Source organism: Microbispora sp. NPDC046973 (assembly GCF_040644495.1).
Taxonomy (GTDB): Bacteria; Actinomycetota; Actinomycetes; order Streptosporangiales; family Streptosporangiaceae; genus Microbispora.
On sequence record NZ_JBEYWQ010000003.1, the window covers coordinates 549,918 to 566,732 of the forward strand.

Consider the following 16,815-nt stretch of genomic DNA (forward strand, 5'->3'; position numbering starts at 1 on the left):
GCCCGTGTCCGTTGACGTCTCGGTCGAGCCGCGGGAGCCCGGTCCCGCCGGGGAAGGGGTGAGCCGCGCGCCGGATGCGATCGCCGGGGCCCCGGAGCCGGCTCGCTCCGCCCCTCCCGCGGCGCCGGGCCGGGCGCTGCGGCACCGGCTCCGGCTCCTGGCCGGCTGCCTGCTGCTGGCGGCCGTCGCCTTCAACACCGCGCCCGGCGCGGTGATCTCCGAGACCAAGCTCGACATGGCGGTGAACCCCCTGGGGTTCCTCTCGCGCGCGCTGCACCTGTGGGACCCGGCCTACTTCGGCCACCTGCAGAACCAGGCGTACGGCTATCTCTTCCCGATGGGCCCGTTCTACGTGCTCTTCCGGGCGATGGACATGCCGGCCTGGGACATCCAGCGGCTGTGGATGTCGCTCGTGCTGTGCGCGGCGTTCCTCGGGACCGAGCGGCTGGCCCGGGCCCTGGGCATCGGCTCGCCCGGCACCCGGATCCTCGGCGCGCTCGCCTACGCCCTGGCCCCGCACGCGCTGGCCCTGATCGGGATCAACTCCTCGGAGTTCCAGCCGAGCGCCGTGCTGCCGTGGGTGCTGCTGCCGCTGGTGAACGGCACCCGGGAGGGCGCGAGCTCACGCAGGGCCGCCGCACTGTCGGCCGTTGCGTTCCTGTTCGCGGGCGGCGTCAACGCCGCGGCGGAGCTGGCCGTCCTCGTCGTCCCGCTCCTGTACCTGCTGAGCCGTCGCCACGGTGGGCGCACATGGGCCCTGCTCGGGTGGTGGCTGCTGTTCGTCGGCCTCGTGTCGATGTGGTGGCTCGTCCCGCTGCTGCTGCTCGGCCGCTACATCTTCTCGTTCCTGCCGTTCATCGAGACGGCGTCGGCGACCACCAGCGTCACCTCCCTGCTGAACGCGCTGCGCGGCACGTCGAGCTGGATCTCGTTCCTGCCGGTGGACGGGCAGCCGTGGCTGCCGGCGTCCTACGAGCAGGCGACCGTGCCGTCGCTGGTCGCCGCCACGGCGCTGGTGGCCGGGCTCGGCCTGACCGGCGTCGTCCGCAGGGCGACCCCCGAGCGGACATTCCTGGTCCTGTGCGTGATCGCGGGCCTGCTGATCGTCACCGCCGGTCACGCGGGCGACCTCGCCCATCCCTGGACCGGCCAGGTCAGGGACCTGCTCGACGGGCCGCTCGCGCCCTTCCGCAACCTGCACAAGTTCGACGCGCTGATCCGGCTGCCGCTGGCGCTGGGGCTGGCCGCGCTGCCGATCGCCGGGCCGGTGCGCCTGCGCAGGCCGGTCACCGCGGTGGCGGCCGGGCTGCTCGCGCTCACGCTCGTGCCGGTCGGGACGGCCGGGGTCACCGCTCGGGGTTCCTTCGCGGACCTCCCCGCCTACTGGCGGCAGGCGGCGGCCTGGCTGAACCGCAACGCGGGCGACGGCATGGTGCTCGCCATGCCCGGCTCGGCCCGGGGCGAGTATCTGTGGGGCCGCCCGCTCGACGAGCCCATGCAGTCGCTGCTGACCGTGCGCTGGGCCACTCACGCCAACGTGCCGTGGGGATCGCCCGGCCTGGCCAGGCTCGTGCAGGCGGTGGACGAGCGCTTCGCCACCGGGCGCGGCTCGCGCGGCCTGACCGAGGCGCTGCGCCGCGCCGGGGTGACCTACCTGCTCATCCGCAACGACCTGGTCAGGGAGACGCTCGGGACCGCCTGGCCTGCCCGGGTGCACCAGACCCTGCAGGACTCCGGGCTGTCCAGGACCGCCGAGTTCGGGCCGCTGGTCGGCCTGACCGCGAACGGCACCGCCTCGGGCTGGCTCGACCAGCCCTACCCGGCGCTGGAGGTCTACCAGATCCCCGGGTCGGCCCCGCTCGCCGCGACCGTGCCCCGTGCGGGCACGCTGCACGTGGAGGGCGCACCCGAGGCCGTGCTCGACATGGCCGAGGAGGGCCTGCTCGCCGACGACCGGCCGGTGCTCGTGGGCGACGAGCCGGGCGCGGCGGCGATCCCCGGCCGCGACACGATCCTCACCGACACACTGCGCAAACGGGACATCGTGGTCGGCGACGTACGGCGCATCGCGTCGGCCACGCTGACGGGCAACCAGGCGCCGGTCACGACCGACCTCACCGATCCGGCCTGGTCGGCGGCCACCTCGACCGCCCGCTACCTCGACGTCAAGGACGTCACCGCCTCGTCGGCGGACTCCGCCGTCACGGCCGCCGTGGGCCAGCGCGACCCGGGGCGGCAGCCGTACGCCGCGCTCGACGAGGACCCGCGCACGGGGTGGCGCTCGGACGGCTGGCACGGCGCGGTGGGGGAGTGGCTGGAGGTCCGCTTCACCGGTCAGGTGGACCTGACCGAGATCTCGGCGGCCTTCGAGCAGGGGGCGATCGGCCCGCCGGTGGCCGAGGTCGCGCTGGAGACCGAGCGCGGCGTCCAGCGGGTGGCGGTGGCGCGGACCGACGCGCTTCAGCCGCTGCGCCCGGCGCCGGGGAAGAGCTCCTGGCTGCGGATCCGGGTGACCAGGCTCGCGTACGAGCCGAGGACCGCGCTCGGCAGCCGGGTCGGCATCACCGACCTGCGCATCCCGGGCGTGCGGGCGGTGCGGACGATCTCGGTGCCGGACACCGGCACGGGCGACCCCGGGACCGTGCTGCTCACCAAGCGCGGGGACGCCGACGCGTGCATGCGGGGCTCGGTCACCTGGACCTGCTCCTCGCGCCTGCAGATCCTCGGCGAGGACGGCTACGGGTTCGACCGGCTCATCCCGGTGGCGCGCGACGGCGTGCGCACGGTGCGCGGGCAGGCCGTGCTCACCGATCCGAGGGCGGCGGACTTGATCACCACGCTGCCGAACCAGTATCCGCACGTCAGCGCGTCGTCCACGGCGACCGAGCACGGGGCCGTGCTGGGCCGCCAGGCGATGGACGGCGACCCCTCGACGCTGTGGTACGCCCAGCCGTTCGACCGGCATCCGACGCTGTCGATCGACCTGGGCAGGACCCGGACGTTCTCCCGGATCCGGGTGCTGTTCCCCGACTCGGCGCAGGGCATCCCGCCGGTGAAGCTCACGCTGCGCGCGGGAGAGCGAGCGGTGCAGGGCTGGGTGGACCGCGACGGCGTGTTCGCGTTCCCCGCGCTGAAGACGCGGAAGTTCACCGTCGAGTTCACCGCGCCCGCCTCCCGCGCGATCGAGGTGGCCGAGATCGCCGTCCCCGGGGTGAAGCCCCTCGGCGGCCTCGGCGCCATCCCGCTGCGGCTGCCCTGCGGCTACGGCCCGACGCTGCGGGTGGACGGCGACGACGTGCCGACCCGGGTGGTCGGCGGCACGCTCGACGACGTGCTCAACGGCCGTCCGCTGACCTACTCGGGGTGCGCGCCGGTGCACCTGACCGAGGGCCGCAGCCGGGTCAGCGTGGCGCCGAGCGACGGCTTCCGGGTGCGCTCCGTGGTGCTGGACGACGGAGCGGAGGAGGACCGCGCGGCGGTGCGCGCGACCCCCGCCACGGTGACGTCGTGGGGGCCGCAGGAGCGCCGCCTCAAGGTCACCGCCGCCGCGCCCTCCTACCTCGTGGTGAACGAGAACTACAACGCCGGCTGGCAGGCTTACCTCGACGGCGCGCGGCTGACCCCGGCACGGCTCGACGGCTGGCGGCAGGCCTGGGAACTGCCGGCCGGCGGCGGCGAGGTGGTGCTGCGCTACGAGCCCGACCCCGCCTACCGCACGGCGCTGTTCGCCGGGCTGGGCCTGGCCCTCGTGGTGGTGGCCCTGGCGCTGGTGCGCGGCCGGTCGCGGCTGCGCGCCGTGGGGCCGGGCCGCGTCCGCGCGCTGTGGGTGTGGATCGCGGCGCCGCTCGCCGGCCTGTGGGCCGGGGGCGTGGCGGGCGTGGTCGTCGTCGCCGCCGCGCTGGCGGCGTTCCTGTGGCTGCGTGGGATCGCCGGCGCCCAGCACGCCGGTCCGAGCCGCCTGCGGGCCTTCGCCCGCCACGCCGCCTCGGCCTGGGTGGTGCTCGTCGCGCTCGGCTTCGCCGGGCTCGCCCAGGCCGCCGGCCAGGGCCTGGCCGCCGACGTGCTCTGTCTCGTCGTGCTCGCCCGGCTGCTGGCCGCCGTACGCGACGGTGCTGTGCGTGAGCAGGGGGAGGCGGCCCGATGACCGGCGCGCTCGTGCGGCTTCGGCGCACGCTCCTCCTGGCGGGCATCGCCTTCCTGATCACCGTGGGGGCGCTGTTCCACTTCTACGTCTATCCGCGGACCACTGTCCTGCCGCTGGAGCAGACCCGCGTCCAGCGGCTCGTCTCGCCCTCGGCCACCTACCTCGACACCGCCACCTTCCGCCTGCACAGCAACGTCCCGGTGCAGAACACGGTGGCCGTCTACGGCGATCCGCAGGCGGGCGACGACCGTACGGCCGTCTGGGTGGAGTTCTCCTCGCTCGACACCCGCGACGGCGAGCGCGTCGACTACCACGAGCGCCGCACGGCCTTCGACCGGCGGACCGGCCTGGCCGTCGAGTGCTGCGGGGAGTACGTCGACGACGACCCCGGTGTGCGGCAGACCGGGCTGGCCTTCCGCCTGCCCGCGGGGGCCGAGCCGCGCTCGTACACGATGTTCGACCCGGTGCTGCGGCGGGAGGCGCCGATGCGGTTCGAGCGCGAGGAGACCGTCGAGGGCGTGCCGACCTACCGCTACACCTACTCGGCCGGGCCGGTGAAGACCGCCGACCTGCCCGGCCCGGTGCCCGGCACGACGGTCGGCATGCCCGGCGAGGAGCGGGTCGCCGTGGCGAGGTACACCGAGATCACCCGCACGATCTGGGTCGAGCCGGAGAGCGGGCTGACCGTGCGCACGCAGGAGCGGCGGCGCGACACGTTGCGCACGCCCGACCAGGCCGAGCGGCAGGTCGCCTTCGACGCGGACCTGATGACGAGCACCGCCGAAGTGCGCGCCTTCGCGGACGAGGCGGCCAGGTTCCGCCGGTGGATCCTGCTGACGCGCGAGTGGATCCCGCTGGCGTGCGGCCTGCTCGCCGCCCTGCTCGCCGTGGTGCTCGCCGTCGCCGCACGGATCGCGGCCCGGCCGAGGAGGTCACCGGCGGCGCAGCACCAGCAGCAGGTTCCAGGTCACGATCTCGCGAACGCCGGGTAGATGGACCACCGGGGTCGCCCAGCGGGGGTGGTAGCGCGGCAGGGCGTCGACGAGGTCGGCGCCGGGATGCCGCCTGGCCCACGCGAGCGCCCGGGCCACCGAGACGGCGTACAGGCTCGTGCCGTACACGTTCTTCGGAGCGCGGCCGTGGCGGCGCGCGTAGCGGCGCGCGGCGTGGTGCCCGCCCAGGTAGTGCCACGGCGAGGTCTCGTGGCCGCCCCACGGCGACAGCCAGTTGGTGAACGACAGGTAGACGATGCCGCCCGGCCGCGTCACCCGCACCATCTCGTCGCCCATCCGCCACGGGTCGGGCACGTGCTCCAGCACGTTGGAGGAGAAGCACACGTCGACAGAGCCGGTCTTCATCGGCAGGTCGAGGGCGCTGCCGAGCACCGCGCCGTCGGGGACGGCGCCGGTGCGCGCGCTCATCTCCCCGGCGTCGCAGTCGACGCACACCGGCCGCGCGCCCACGGCGCGCAGCGCGTCGGTGAAGTAGCCGGGCCCGCCGCCGACGTCCGCGACGAGCGCGCCGTCGAGGTCGGCGTACGCCGCGAGCTGGGCGACGGTGTCCTGGGCGAGCAGGCCGTAGAAGAAGTCGGGGTCGGTCTGCTCCTTGCGGAAGGCGCTGAACAGGCGGATCGAACGGGCCAGGTCGGCGCGGAACGGCTCGGCGTGCACGACGTCACTCTCCTGTCGGGTGCGCCGGAGCATAACATCCCTTTTTGTCCCACAGTGCTGGGAGAATCGCGATGAGCGAGATCATGCGTACCGGACGGCCCGGCGTCGCGCTGCCGCGATGGCGCGAGGGCCTGGCGAACCCTGTCATGATCGCGGCGGTCCTGCTGGTCGTGGCGTCGCTGGCGGTCCGGATCCCCGTCCTGACGTCCTCCTCCTTCGTCGAGGACGACTTCCTGTTCGTGGGCGACGCCTACGAGCACACCCTGACGTTCGACTTCCTGTTCCGCGTCCACAAGGGCCACCTGATGCCGGGGGCGCTCGGGCTCACCTGGGTGCTGTCGCGGCTGTCGCCGTACAACTGGCTGCTGGTCTCGGCGGTCACGTTCGCAATCCAGGCGGCGGTGGCGGTCATGCTGCTGCGGCTGCTCGTGCGGCTGTTCGGCACCCGGCCCGGCATCCTGCTGCCGCTCACCTTCGCCCTGTTCTCGCCGCTGACGGTCCCGGCCTTCGGCTGGTGGTCGGCCGCGATCAACGCGGTGCCGCTCCAGCTCGCGATGGTCATGGCGCTGGCGGCGCAGGTCAGGTGGGCCGGGGAGGGCGGGGCGCGGCACGCCCGCCGGGCCTTCTTCTGGGTCCTGGTGGGCATGGCGTTCAGCACGAAGGGGGTCTTCGTCCCGTTCCTGCTGTTCGCGCTCACCACGTCGCACCTGCGGCCGTGGACGGGCCCGTGGGTCGCGCTCATGCTCCGCGAGCTGCGCTCCCACTGGCGCCTGTGGGGCTCGTATGCGCTGCTGATGGGCGGATACGCGGCGCTGTACCTCGCCCGCCGCGGCACCGCGCCGGGTGAGGGCGCGGCCGTGCCGGCGCCGGGCAACGCGGCGGACCTGCTGGGCCGCATGCTCGGCGAGGTCTTCCCGGCCGGGGTGGTCGGCGGGCCGCTGTCGTGGGGCCCGGTGCTGCCCAACGGCGGGCTGGCCGACCCCAGCCCGCTGCTGGTGGCCGCCGGATGGGCCGTGCTCGCCGCACTGGTCGTCGCCACCGTGCTGTGGCGGCGGCGGGCCGCGCGCGCCTGGCTGATCCTGGCGGGCTACCTGGTGGCCGCCGACGGCGTGCCGACGGCGATCGCGCGGGGCACCGGGCTCACCCAGGTCGTCGGCTCCGAGACCCGGTACGTGGCGGACGCCGCGATCGTGCTCGCGGTCTGCCTGGGGCTCGCCCTGCTGCCCACGCGGGACGAGGCCGAGCCCTACCGCCGCCCGGTTCCCGCAGGGAGCGGGCTGCCGACGGCGGCGGGGCTCCTCGCGGGCGCCTATCTCGCGATGTCGATCGTGTCGATCCAGAACTACCGCGACACGCTGTCGGGAGACCGGGTGCGGGCCTACCTGGCCGCCGTGCGGGCCTCCCTCGCCGAAGTGCCGGACACGGCGGTGATCTACTCCAGCCCGCTTCCCGGGGACATCGTGCTGCCGTGGAACGGCAACCGCAGGCTCAGCCACCACCTGCTGGCCCCGCTCGCCCGGCCCGCGCTGCGCGCCCGGATGCGCGTGCCCGAGCCGTCGGAGCACGCGCTCGTCTTCGACGACAAGGGTGGGCTCGCGCCGGCCGAGGTGAAGGCGTCGGTCGGGGTGGTGCCGCCGGGGGACCGCTCGTGCTTCCCGCTCCTCGGGGACGCGATCTTCTTCCCCGACGTCGTGTCCTTCGGCGGGCCGGGGCCGGTCGCCGGGCTGGCCTACACCGCCAGGCGCGCCGGCACCGGCAGCTACGAGATGAGCGGGCAGCGGGGGCAGCTGCGGTTCCACGCCACCGGCTCCGGCGGCGCGCTGGTGCAGTTCCCGGTCACGGCCATCGGCAAGGGGCTGCTGATCCGCCTGGACGACCCGGCGGCGGTCTGCCTGAAGGGCTTCGCCTACGGCGACCCGGTGCCGGGCAGACCCGCCCCTACGGCCGCGGCGCCGTCGCCGTCCCCGTCGCCATCTCCGTCTCCATCCCCGTCCCGCTCGGCGTCTCCTTCGAAGAGTCCCGCTGTGAAGGACTCGGTGAAGAAGTCCCCGAAGAACTCCGTGAAGAAGTCGCCAGGCGTGCCAGGCGCCTCGCCGGCTCCTCGACGTAGCGATGGGTGAGCGTGGCGAGCAGCAGCGTGAGCGTGCCGACCACGACCAGGTTGCCGGCGAAGTTCCCGCTCCACGCCTGCTGCTCGGTGAAGTCGTACCAGAGATACAGGGCCACGAACTGCCACAGGAACACGCCGTAGGACACCCGGCCGAGGAAGCGCATCACCCGGCTGCTCAGGAAGCGGCCGTACGGCGAGCCCTCCGCCGGCAGCAGCGCGGCCGGGGTCACCAGCCCGGCCGCCACGGTGGCGTACAGGGCGAGCTCCGACAGGTCCGCCCAGACGCCGTCCACGCCGCTGAAGCGCGTGCCGGTCAGCGGCGAGGCCGCCACGGCGTACGCGAGGGCGGCGACGAGCAGGAACGAGCCCGCCGACGCCCCCACGGCCCGGACGAACCGGCGCGCGGGGCCGTTCTCGCCGGTCTCCTGCCGGGCCCATTCGGAGACGACGGCCAGCGCCATGCCGACCGCGAAGAACACCCAGGCCCGGGGGAGCCAGGTGTTCAGGTAGGGCCGATAGACGGGGAAGTAGGTGAGCAGCGCCCACGCGAACGACGAGGCGGCGAGCACGGCGACGCCCGTCAGCAGCCGCCGGGCGCGGGCGTCGAGACCGGGGCCGCCGCGCCGGGCGTACGCCGCCAGCGCGGCGGCGACCAGCGGCAGCAGCACGTAGAAGGCGGCCTCGACGCACAGGCTCCACATCTGGGCGAGCCCGCGCGGCCCCAGGCCGAACCACCAGGGGTGGATCTCGTAGGTCTGGCCGAGCAGCAGCAGTTGCAGCCACGTCTTGACGTCGCCCAGGTGGGGCCCGGCCCACAGCGTCATCGCCACGACCACGACCAGCCAGTAGGCCGGGAGGATGCGCAGGGCGCGCTTGATCAGGTAGACGCGGGTGCCCGGGGGACGCTCGCCGAGCAGCGCCGCGCGCGCGTAGGGCCGGTAGAGGAGCAGCCCGGACAGCGCGAAGAAGATGGGGACCGCGACGTCTCCCCGGGCGAGCAGGCTGCTGAAGAAGTTGTCCCGCAGCGCCGCCGCCGACTCGATCGCGACGTGGAAGACGAGGACGGCGACGGCCGCGAGCGCCCGCACGCCGTCGAGGGCGTCCACATGGCCGGAGGGCACCTGACCGGAAAGCACGGGTGTGTCACGAACGGGTTGCGAACCGGCCGGTAACATGTCACGAGTCGCCGTCGAGCTAGAACCTGTTTCGGTCACTTTTCCGCATCCCTCGTGACGTTGGTCACCGCCCCGTCTAACATACAGCGAAATAGGAACGTGTTTCAGGACAAATAGGCAGTAACTGGCCTGCCCCAGGAGGAGCGATGCGCCGCGGATTGGGAGTGGTCCTCGTAGGACTCGGGGCGTTCCTTGTCGTTCTCGCGCCGCTGCTGAGGTTCCAGGTCGCGGACAAACTCGTGCAGGCGCCGGCGAACCAGTACAGCATCACGCGGCTGACCGCCGAGAACGCGCGGTACTTCAGCAAGCGGGATCTGAAGGTCCTCACCGGCACCCTCGACATCACGGTCACGACCAGGGGCGATGTCAAGGAGGCCAAGGACGACCACGTCGTGTGGGACCAGTTCACCAACGCCAACGACGTGACCAACAACAACCCGCAGATCTCCATGACGCAGTTCCGCAGCGCGTTCAACAAATACAACGGCCAGGGCGTCACCTGCTGCGGCACGAGCGTGAACAGCGGTTCCGGAGCCCAGCCGGTGCAGCTGCAGGGCCAGATCTTCCTGTTCCCGTTCGGCGTCGAGAAGAAGACCTACCAGGTGTTCAACACCGACACCCGCAAGGCGTACGACGCCACGTTCGACGGCGAGGACACGGTCGACGGCCTGCCGGTCTACCGGTTCGTGCAGAAGGTCCCGCCGACGCCCATCGAGAAGCTCAGCGCGCCCGCCTCCGTGCTCGGCATGAAGGGGAAGGGCGACATCCAGGTCGACCGCGTCTACGACGGCGTGAACACCTTCTGGGTCGAGCCGACCACCGGCGTCCCGGTCAAGCAGGAGCAGCAGCGCCATGAGGTGCTGAAGACGGCCGACGGCGTCGAGCGCATGCCCGCCCTCATCGCCACCGCCTCGTTCACGCCGCAGACCGTCGGCGAGCTCGTCCAGACGGCTCGCGACAACATGGCCCAGATCACGCTGATCAAGACGACGCTCCCGCTGGTGGCGCTCATCCTCGGGCTCGCGCTCGCCGTCGTCGGGGTGTGGCTGCTGCTGCGGCCGGGCCGCGTGGACTGACCGGGGAAAGCCGGCCGACCCGTGAAGCGGGACAGCGCGCTGAACCCGCCGATGGGCCCGCCGGTGGCGGCGCCTCCGGCGGGCACCCCCTCCCGGCGCTCGCGCGCGGCGGGCCTGCTGCGGGCCTGCCGGCCCCGGCAGTGGCTCAAGAACGCGCTCGTCTTCGCCGCTCCGGCCGCCGCCGGCGTGCTGACCACCGGGGCCGGGCTGCGCGGCTCGCTCGTCGCGTTCGCCGCCTTCTGCCTGGCCGCCAGCGGGTCCTATCTCTTCAACGACGCGGCCGACGTGGCCGCCGACCGGCGCCACCCCCGCAAGCGGCTGCGCCCGATCGCGGCCGGGATCGTGTCCGTACGGCTCGCGCGGACCGCGGGCGCGGCGCTGCTGGCGGCCGGCCTGCTCACCGGGCTCGCGGGCGGGTGGCCGCTCGCCGCGGTCGTCGCCGCCTATCTGGCACTCACCTTCGCCTACACCCTCTGGCTCAAGCACCAGCCCGTGGTGGACCTGGTCGCGGTGGCCGGCTGCCACGTCGTACGCGCGTACGCGGGGGCGGTCGCCGTGGCCGTGCCGGTGACGAGCTGGTTCCTGGTCGTCGTCTCGCTCGGCTCGCTGCTGCTGGTGGCCGGCAAGCGGGAGGCCGAGCTGCGCGCCCGGCCCGGGGACGGCCAGGTCGCCCGGGCCACGCTGGAGACGTACACCGCGAGCTACCTCGGTCACGTGCGCGTCATGGCCTCGGGCGCGATGATCGTCACCTACTGCCTGTGGGCGCTCCAGGAGCACACCGGGCCGGCCAAGGCGTTCTGCGCGCTCAGCATCGTGCCGTTCGTGCTCGTCGTGCTGCGGCACGCGCTGCTGGTCGACCGCGGGGTGGGGGAGGAGCCCGAGGAACTGGTGCTGCGCGACCGCCCGCTCCAGGTCTTCCTCGCACTGATGCTGATCCTGCTGGCATGCGGTATCCAACTGGCATGACGCTGCTGACGGGATGGGGGCGCACGGCGCCCACGCGTGCGACGGTGGCCCGCCCGCGCACCGCCGAGGAGGCCGCCGAACTCGTGGCGAAGGCCGGCCGGCGCGGAGTCGTGGCCCGCGGCCTCGGACGCGCGTACGGCGACGCCGCGCAGAACGCGGGCGGGCTCGTGCTCGACTGCACGGCGCTCGAGCCGTCGTGGAGCCTGGGTGCCACGGGGCTCGTCACCGCGTCGGCGGGGGTCAGCCTCCACGACCTCATGACCGCGCTCGTCCCGCGCGGCTGGTTCGTCCCGGTGACCCCCGGCACCCGGTATGTCACGGTCGGCGGGGCCGTCGCGGCCGACGTGCACGGCAAGAACCACCACGTGGACTCCTCCTTCGGGGCCCACCTGCGCGCGCTGCGCCTGCTCACCGCCGAGGGAAGTGTGCGCACGCTTCGACCGGGCGACGACCTGTTCTGGGCCACCGTGGGCGGCATGGGGCTGACCGGCGTCATCGTCGAGGCGACGTTCCAGTGCGTGCCGATCGAGACCGCGTGGATGCGGGTGGACGTCGAGCGCACCCGCGACCTCGACCAGACCCTGGAGACGATGGCCGCGACCGATGGCGGCCACCGCTACACAGTCGCCTGGATCGACCTGCTCGCGCGGGGCGGGCGGATGGGCCGGGGCGTGCTCACCCGCGGCGACCACGCCGTGCCCGGCGACCTGCCCGCCCGCGCGCGCGGGAACCCCCTCGCCTTCGCGCCGCGGCCGCTGCTTGCGGCTCCGCCCTGGGCGCCTGGAGGCCTGCTCAACCGTGCGACGGTGCGGGCCTTCAACGCCGCCTGGTATGGCAAGGCCCCCGCCGCCCCGCGCCGGATCGTCCAGGGCGTCGCGCCGTTCTTCCACCCCCTCGACGGCGTGGCCGGCTGGAACCGGATGTACGGCCCGCGCGGCTTCGTGCAGTACCAGTTCGTGGTGCCGCTCGGGGCGGAGGACACGCTGCGCCGGGTGGTCGAGCGGCTGTCCGGCGCGGGGGTCGTGTCGTTCCTGACCGTGCTGAAGAGGTTCGGCGAGGGGACGCCCGGCATGCTGTCGTTCCCGATGCCGGGCTGGACGCTGGCCCTGGACATCCCGGCCGGGCAGCGCGGGCTGGCCGCCATGCTGACCGAGTTCGACGGCTGGGTCGCGGCGGCCGGGGGCCGCCTCTACCTGGCCAAGGACTCCCGGATGTCGGCCGCCACCATGGCGGCGACGTACCCGCGGCTGGGGGAATGGCGGGAGATCCGGCGCCGGGCCGACCCGGACGGCGTCTTCGTCTCCGACCTGGCCCGTAGGCTGCGCCTGTGCTGAAGGAGCGGCGATAGGAGTGGCGATGAGAAACGCGCTGGGCTCGGTCGACACCGTCCTGCTGCTCGGCGGGCGCAGCGAGATCGGCCTCGCGATCGTGGAGCGGCTGGTCCGGCGGGGCGCCCGCCGGGTCGTGCTCGCCGCACGTGGCGCCTCCGCGTCCATGAAGGACGGCGGCGCCGCCGCGCCGGCGGAGGATCTCGAACGGCTCGGGGCCGAGGTCCACGTGCTGGACTTCGACGCCGCCCGGCCGGAGACGCACGCCGCCCTGATCGAGGAGGCCGCCGCCAAGGCCGGTGACCTCGACGTGGTGATCCCGGCGTTCGGCGTGCTCGGCAGCCAGGCGGTCTACGACGCCGACCCGGTGGCCGCCGCCCGCGATGTCGCGGTCAACTTCGGCGGCCACGTCTCGATCGGCCTGGCCGCCGCACGGCGCCTGAGGGAGCAGGGCCACGGCACGCTCGTCGTGCTGTCGTCGGTGGCCGGGGTGCGGGTGCGGAAGGCCAACTTCGTGTACGGCTCGGCCAAGGCCGGGCTGGACGGCTTCGCCCAGGGGCTGGCCGACGCGCTGCACGGCTCCGGGGCCCGGGTCGTGGTCGTCCGGCCGGGGTTCGTGATCGGCCGGATGACGCGGGGGATGACCCCCGCCCCGATGTCGGTGACGGCGGCCGAGGTCGCGGACGCGGTCGTGGAGGCCCTGGACACGCGGAAGGGGACCGTGTGGGTCCCCGCGCGGCTGCGGCTCGCGTTCGCCGTCATGCGGATGCTGCCCCGGCCGCTGTGGCGAAGGCTCCCCCGCTGAGCAGCTCCCCCGACGAACCCGGGAACGGGCGGCGGGGGAGCCTCCTCCGATGGGCTGGATCAGCCGGTGACCAGCGTGAGGCCGTAGACCGACAGGGCCTCGTTGACGGGCTGGAAGTAGGTGGTGCCGCCGGAGGAGCAGTTGCCCGAGCCGCCGGAGGTCATGCCCTGGGCCTGGTTGCCGGAGATGAACGAGCCGCCGGAGTCGCCGGGCTCGGCGCAGACGTTGGTCCGCGTCAGGCCGCTGACGGTGCCCTGCGAGTAGCGGACGCTGGCGTTGAGCTGCTGGACGGAGCCGCAGTGCCAGCCGGTGGTCGAACCGGACCGGCAGATCGACGAGCCCACGGGGGCCACGGACGAGCCCTTCACGGTGACGTTGCCGCCGCTGTAGTTGTTGACGTACGGCGTGACCGTCCAGTTGCTGTTGACCGCGGCCCACGAGTAGTCGTTGCCGGGGAACGAGTAGCCCTGGAAGCTGCCCATGGAGACCCGGTTGTAGCCGTACAGCGTGCTGCCGACGGTGGCGCAGTGGCCGGCGCTGACGAAGCCGGGCGTGGTTCCCCTGCGTACGGAGAAGCCGATCGAGCACCGGGCCGAGCTGCCGATGTAGTAGGCGTCGCCGCCGCGCACGTTGTAGAAGGTCTGCGGCTGCTCGTTCGACTGCTCGACGCGTACGGCCGACTTGTCGGCGCCGCTCGCGGCCACGAACGCCTCGGCCTCGGCCGTGTTGGAGGACAGCACGACGACGCTGTTGCTGAGCACGTCGACGTACCAGACGGACGTGGACGCGGGCGCCTTGGCGGCGGCCCGGTCCAGCGCGGCCTCGGCGGAGTCGAGGGCGGCGAGGTTGCGGCTGACGATCTTCGGCTGCGCGCCGGCGGCCAGCACCGCACCCGCCTTGGAGGCGTCGGAGGTGGCGACGATGAAGCTCTCGGAGGTGGCGCCGGAGACCCAGGATCCCGCGTACGCGTCACCGATCGCGGCACGGACCTTGGCGTCGGCGGACATGGCCTTCGCCTCGTTGGCCAGGCGGGCGTCGACCTGGGCGGGGGTGAGCCCGAGGTCGCGCTGCATGGCGTCCACCATGGCGGGCGGGGGCTTGACGGCGGAGGAGGCGGGAGAGTCGTTCGGCGCGGCCATGGCGGGGGTGGCGACCGTGGCGAGGGCCGTGACGGCCAGAGCGCATCCGGCGAGTACGGTGCGTCTGTGGAGCATGTGGGGCTCTCCTTGTCTTCGGGGGGTGCCGTCAACGTAACCGACCTCCACTGTCAGGTGGATCTATCAATTCGCCCCTACCGCCGAGTTATGGAACCGCCCCCGTCTGGGGATTCGCTGGCCCGGAAATAACCGCTCCCGAACCTCCGGGCGCGCGAGCGCGGCGACCGAGAGGCACATCAGGTGTGAGCGGGGAGTCGGACGCACGCGCCCGCGACCGGCGAACGCCCTCAGGCTTTCCATGCGGGAAACTCTACTGTTGACAGGTTGGAAAGTCTGGGAGATTCTTTCCATCATGGAAACACAAGAGGACTCTCCGCGTCCCTCCCCCGTCGAGGCCGCTGCCGCACTGCAGACCGCCCAGCAGGCCCGTTCCGCCGGATACACGCCAATCCCCGCATGGTTCTTCCCCACGCTCGGTCTGCTGGTGGGGGGAGTCCTGCTCCTCCAGGCGCTGCATGAGATCGTCGGCTTGGCGTTGATCGCCGTCCTGGTCGTCGGGTATCTGGTGACCGAGCGCATCTACAACAGGCAGGTCGACCGGTCCGGCGTCGCGCCGCGGGAACTCACGCTAGGCCAGCAACTGGTCCTCGCGACGCCGCTGGCCGTGCTCTGGCTCGCCGGCGAGCTCCTTGACGAACGGTGGGGCTCGACAGCCTGGCTGATCGCCGCCGTGACAGGCGCGTGCTGGACGATCGTCTACGGCATCCTCCACAACCGGCGGGCGCGGGCATCGGCATGAAGGCCGCAGGCGGGGCCGACGACGGCTTCGACGCCATCATCCACGCGCCCAACCGCTTGCGGATCTGCGCCTTGCTGGAGCCGGCGGAGAAGGTCGAGTTCGGCGTGGTGCAACAGTGGCTGCAGGTCAGTGCCTCAGTGCTGAGCAAGCACGTCAGCGTGTTGATGGAGGCCGGGTACGTCCAGCAGATCAAGGCCGTGCGCGACACCCGCCAGCGGGTGTGGTTGTCCCTGACCAAGTCGGGCCGCGCTGCCTATCATGCACACGTCGCGGCCCTGCGCGTCATCGTCGGCGACCCGCAGGAGCAGGATTGATCGACTTGCCTCGTCTTCGTCTCCTCGCGATCACTCTCCGTGGTCACCCTCTGGGACCCTCCACTCGGGTCCGCGCACCGAGGCGGCGGGTGTTGGTGGCCCGCCGCCGTCGCAATGTCAGGGAACGGTGCCGTATTCGGGGTTGGTGACGAGCCAGTCGGCGTAGCGGGCGCTGCGCCGCACGGCGTCGGCGTACGCGGCCCGGGCGTGGGCGGCGATGACGGGGGCGGCGGCCCGCGCGCCGATCGAGTCGGCGTGCCAGCCGAGCAGGTGCCGCCAGCGCAGCGGCGCACCGGCCAGCGGCATCATGACCAGCCCGGAGGTGAGCCGGAAGGTGGCCTGGCACAGGGCGACCGCCTTGCCGACCCCCACCAGATGCAGGCAGGTCGCCACGTCCGTCTCGTAGATGGATTCGGGGACGAAGCCGGCCCGGGCGCAGGCGGCGGCGAAGCAGTCGGCGAAACAGCCGTCGCCGGGGGCGACCGTCCAGTGTTCGCCGGCGAGGCTGGACAGCTCCAGCTCCTTCTCCCCCGCGAGGGGGTGATCCTCGGACAGGAGCACGAAGACCGGGTCGGTGCCGACCGTGGTCCAGTTCATCGCCTCGGCAGGAGGAGGCGGGCTGTCGCCGCACGTCCCGAGCAGCACGAAGTCGAGCCGGCCGGCCACCGCGAGCGAGGTCAGCTCACCGGCCGACCAGGACGTGCGCGTGGTGACCGGGATGCCCGGCTGGTCGGCGGTCAGGCGCTCGACCAGCCCGCCGAGTATGGGCCCGTTCGTCGCGCCGAGGCGGTAGCCGGGCAGTTTGACGGAGGTGTTGGCGAACCGCACCGCGTCCTCCTGGAGGTCCCGTACGGCGGGCAGCAGCACCCGGGCACGGGCGAGCACCATCTCGCCGAGAGGAGTGGGACGGGCGCCGTTGCGATCGCGTTCGAACAGCGGACCCCCGAGTGAGCGCTCGATGCGCTTGAGCTGAGCGGTGAGCGACGGTTGGGCGAGGCCGAGCCGGGTGGCCGCTTTCGTGACGCTCCCGGCTTCGGCGACCGCGTGCACGATTCTCAGGTGGCGGATCTCCAGATCCATAGAGGGACGGTACGACCCCGGTGGTATGGCCGCAATCCCGCATTGTCACGAAATTTGACTTAAGTCCGTGAGATGCCGTCACCACTGTGACTCCTGATGCGGCCTGGGCCGCTCCCAGGGAGGCGGCCAGCGTGTGGAACGTGTTCTCGCACGGCTTTCGGCCGCCACTCGACGGCTAGTTACCGGCTGGT

Annotated in this window: 12 protein-coding genes; 8 read left to right on the forward strand and 4 right to left on the reverse strand. The window is 73.1% G+C overall.

Going from position 1 to position 16,815, the window contains the following annotated elements; genetic code table 11:
* The first annotated feature begins 4 nt into the window (after positions 1-4).
* Both ABZ860_RS09705 and ABZ860_RS09710 read left to right on the forward strand, forming a co-directional pair.
* On the forward strand, positions 5-4,144 hold the full coding sequence (locus ABZ860_RS09705) for an alpha-(1->3)-arabinofuranosyltransferase family protein (protein ID WP_357217475.1): 4,140 nt from the start codon (positions 5-7) through the stop codon (positions 4,142-4,144).
* Positions 4,141-5,136: a DUF3068 domain-containing protein gene (locus tag ABZ860_RS09710; RefSeq protein ID WP_357217477.1), complete on the forward strand. Its 996-nt coding sequence runs from the start codon at positions 4,141-4,143 to the stop codon at positions 5,134-5,136. The genes ABZ860_RS09705 and ABZ860_RS09710 overlap by 4 nt, the downstream gene beginning before the upstream one ends.
* On the opposite strand, the gene ABZ860_RS09715 is transcribed toward ABZ860_RS09710, so the two are convergent.
* Positions 5,077-5,814 (reverse strand): class I SAM-dependent methyltransferase, encoded by a 738-nt coding sequence (locus ABZ860_RS09715; protein ID WP_357217480.1) that lies wholly within the window; start codon positions 5,812-5,814, stop codon positions 5,077-5,079. The two genes, ABZ860_RS09710 and ABZ860_RS09715, sit on opposite strands and share 60 nt — an antisense overlap.
* Before the next feature lie 1,938 nt (positions 5,815-7,752).
* A complete protein-coding gene (locus ABZ860_RS09720; protein ID WP_357217483.1) occupies positions 7,753-9,030 on the reverse strand; it encodes an acyltransferase in 1,278 nt (425 codons plus the stop codon).
* 215 nt (positions 9,031-9,245) lie between these two features.
* Here ABZ860_RS09720 and ABZ860_RS09725 point away from each other — a divergent pair, with 215 nt between their 5' ends.
* From ABZ860_RS09725 to ABZ860_RS09740, 4 genes are read left to right on the forward strand one after another with little or no spacing between them, the layout of a single operon-like run.
* Positions 9,246-10,175 carry a DUF3068 domain-containing protein gene (locus ABZ860_RS09725; protein ID WP_357217485.1) on the forward strand — a complete coding sequence of 310 codons (930 nt, stop codon included), beginning with the start codon at positions 9,246-9,248 and terminating at the stop codon, positions 10,173-10,175.
* A gap of 51 nt (positions 10,176-10,226) precedes the next feature.
* On the forward strand, positions 10,227-11,141 hold the full coding sequence (locus ABZ860_RS09730; protein ID WP_357217631.1) for a decaprenyl-phosphate phosphoribosyltransferase: 915 nt from the start codon (positions 10,227-10,229) through the stop codon (positions 11,139-11,141).
* The gene (locus ABZ860_RS09735; protein WP_357217488.1) at positions 11,120-12,475 is read left to right on the forward strand and encodes an FAD-binding oxidoreductase; all 1,356 of its coding nucleotides are present in this window, start codon (positions 11,120-11,122) and stop codon (positions 12,473-12,475) included. Before ABZ860_RS09730 ends, ABZ860_RS09735 begins: the two co-directional genes overlap by 22 nt.
* A 22-nt stretch (positions 12,476-12,497) precedes the next feature.
* The gene (locus tag ABZ860_RS09740; RefSeq protein ID WP_357217490.1) at positions 12,498-13,274 is read left to right on the forward strand and encodes a decaprenylphospho-beta-D-erythro-pentofuranosid-2-ulose 2-reductase; all 777 of its coding nucleotides are present in this window, start codon (positions 12,498-12,500) and stop codon (positions 13,272-13,274) included.
* 59 nt (positions 13,275-13,333) lie between these two features.
* Here ABZ860_RS09740 and ABZ860_RS09745 read toward each other — a convergent pair whose 3' ends face one another.
* Positions 13,334-14,488 (reverse strand): S1 family peptidase, encoded by a 1,155-nt coding sequence (locus ABZ860_RS09745; protein WP_357217492.1) that lies wholly within the window; start codon positions 14,486-14,488, stop codon positions 13,334-13,336.
* 295 nt (positions 14,489-14,783) lie between these two features.
* Between ABZ860_RS09745 and ABZ860_RS09750 the strand changes: the two genes are divergently transcribed.
* Together ABZ860_RS09750 and ABZ860_RS09755 are read left to right on the forward strand one after the other, a co-directional pair.
* Positions 14,784-15,230, forward strand: a complete 447-nt coding sequence (locus tag ABZ860_RS09750) for a hypothetical protein (protein ID WP_357217494.1) — start codon at positions 14,784-14,786, stop codon at positions 15,228-15,230.
* On the forward strand, positions 15,227-15,544 hold the full coding sequence (locus tag ABZ860_RS09755) for a transcriptional regulator (RefSeq protein WP_357217496.1): 318 nt from the start codon (positions 15,227-15,229) through the stop codon (positions 15,542-15,544). The genes ABZ860_RS09750 and ABZ860_RS09755 overlap by 4 nt, the downstream gene beginning before the upstream one ends.
* Before the next feature lie 117 nt (positions 15,545-15,661).
* On the opposite strand, the gene ABZ860_RS09760 is transcribed toward ABZ860_RS09755, so the two are convergent.
* Positions 15,662-16,624 (reverse strand): LysR family transcriptional regulator, encoded by a 963-nt coding sequence (locus ABZ860_RS09760; protein ID WP_357217499.1) that lies wholly within the window; start codon positions 16,622-16,624, stop codon positions 15,662-15,664.
* Between the last annotated feature and the right edge of the window lie 191 nt (positions 16,625-16,815).

Coding starts and splice junctions, on each gene's coding strand:
- ABZ860_RS09710 (WP_357217477.1), top strand. CDS start 4,141: ATGACCGGCGCGCTCGTGCGGCTTCGGCGCACGCTCCTCCTGGCGGGC.
- ABZ860_RS09725 (WP_357217485.1), top strand. CDS start 9,246: ATGCGCCGCGGATTGGGAGTGGTCCTCGTAGGACTCGGGGCGTTCCTT.
- ABZ860_RS09730 (WP_357217631.1), top strand. CDS start 10,227: ATGGGCCCGCCGGTGGCGGCGCCTCCGGCGGGCACCCCCTCCCGGCGC.
- ABZ860_RS09735 (WP_357217488.1), top strand. CDS start 11,120: ATGCGGTATCCAACTGGCATGACGCTGCTGACGGGATGGGGGCGCACG.
- ABZ860_RS09740 (WP_357217490.1), top strand. CDS start 12,498: ATGAGAAACGCGCTGGGCTCGGTCGACACCGTCCTGCTGCTCGGCGGG.
- ABZ860_RS09745 (WP_357217492.1), bottom strand. CDS start 14,488: ATGCTCCACAGACGCACCGTACTCGCCGGATGCGCTCTGGCCGTCACG.
- ABZ860_RS09750 (WP_357217494.1), top strand. CDS start 14,784: ATGGAAACACAAGAGGACTCTCCGCGTCCCTCCCCCGTCGAGGCCGCT.
- ABZ860_RS09755 (WP_357217496.1), top strand. CDS start 15,227: ATGAAGGCCGCAGGCGGGGCCGACGACGGCTTCGACGCCATCATCCAC.
- ABZ860_RS09760 (WP_357217499.1), bottom strand. CDS start 16,624: ATGGATCTGGAGATCCGCCACCTGAGAATCGTGCACGCGGTCGCCGAA.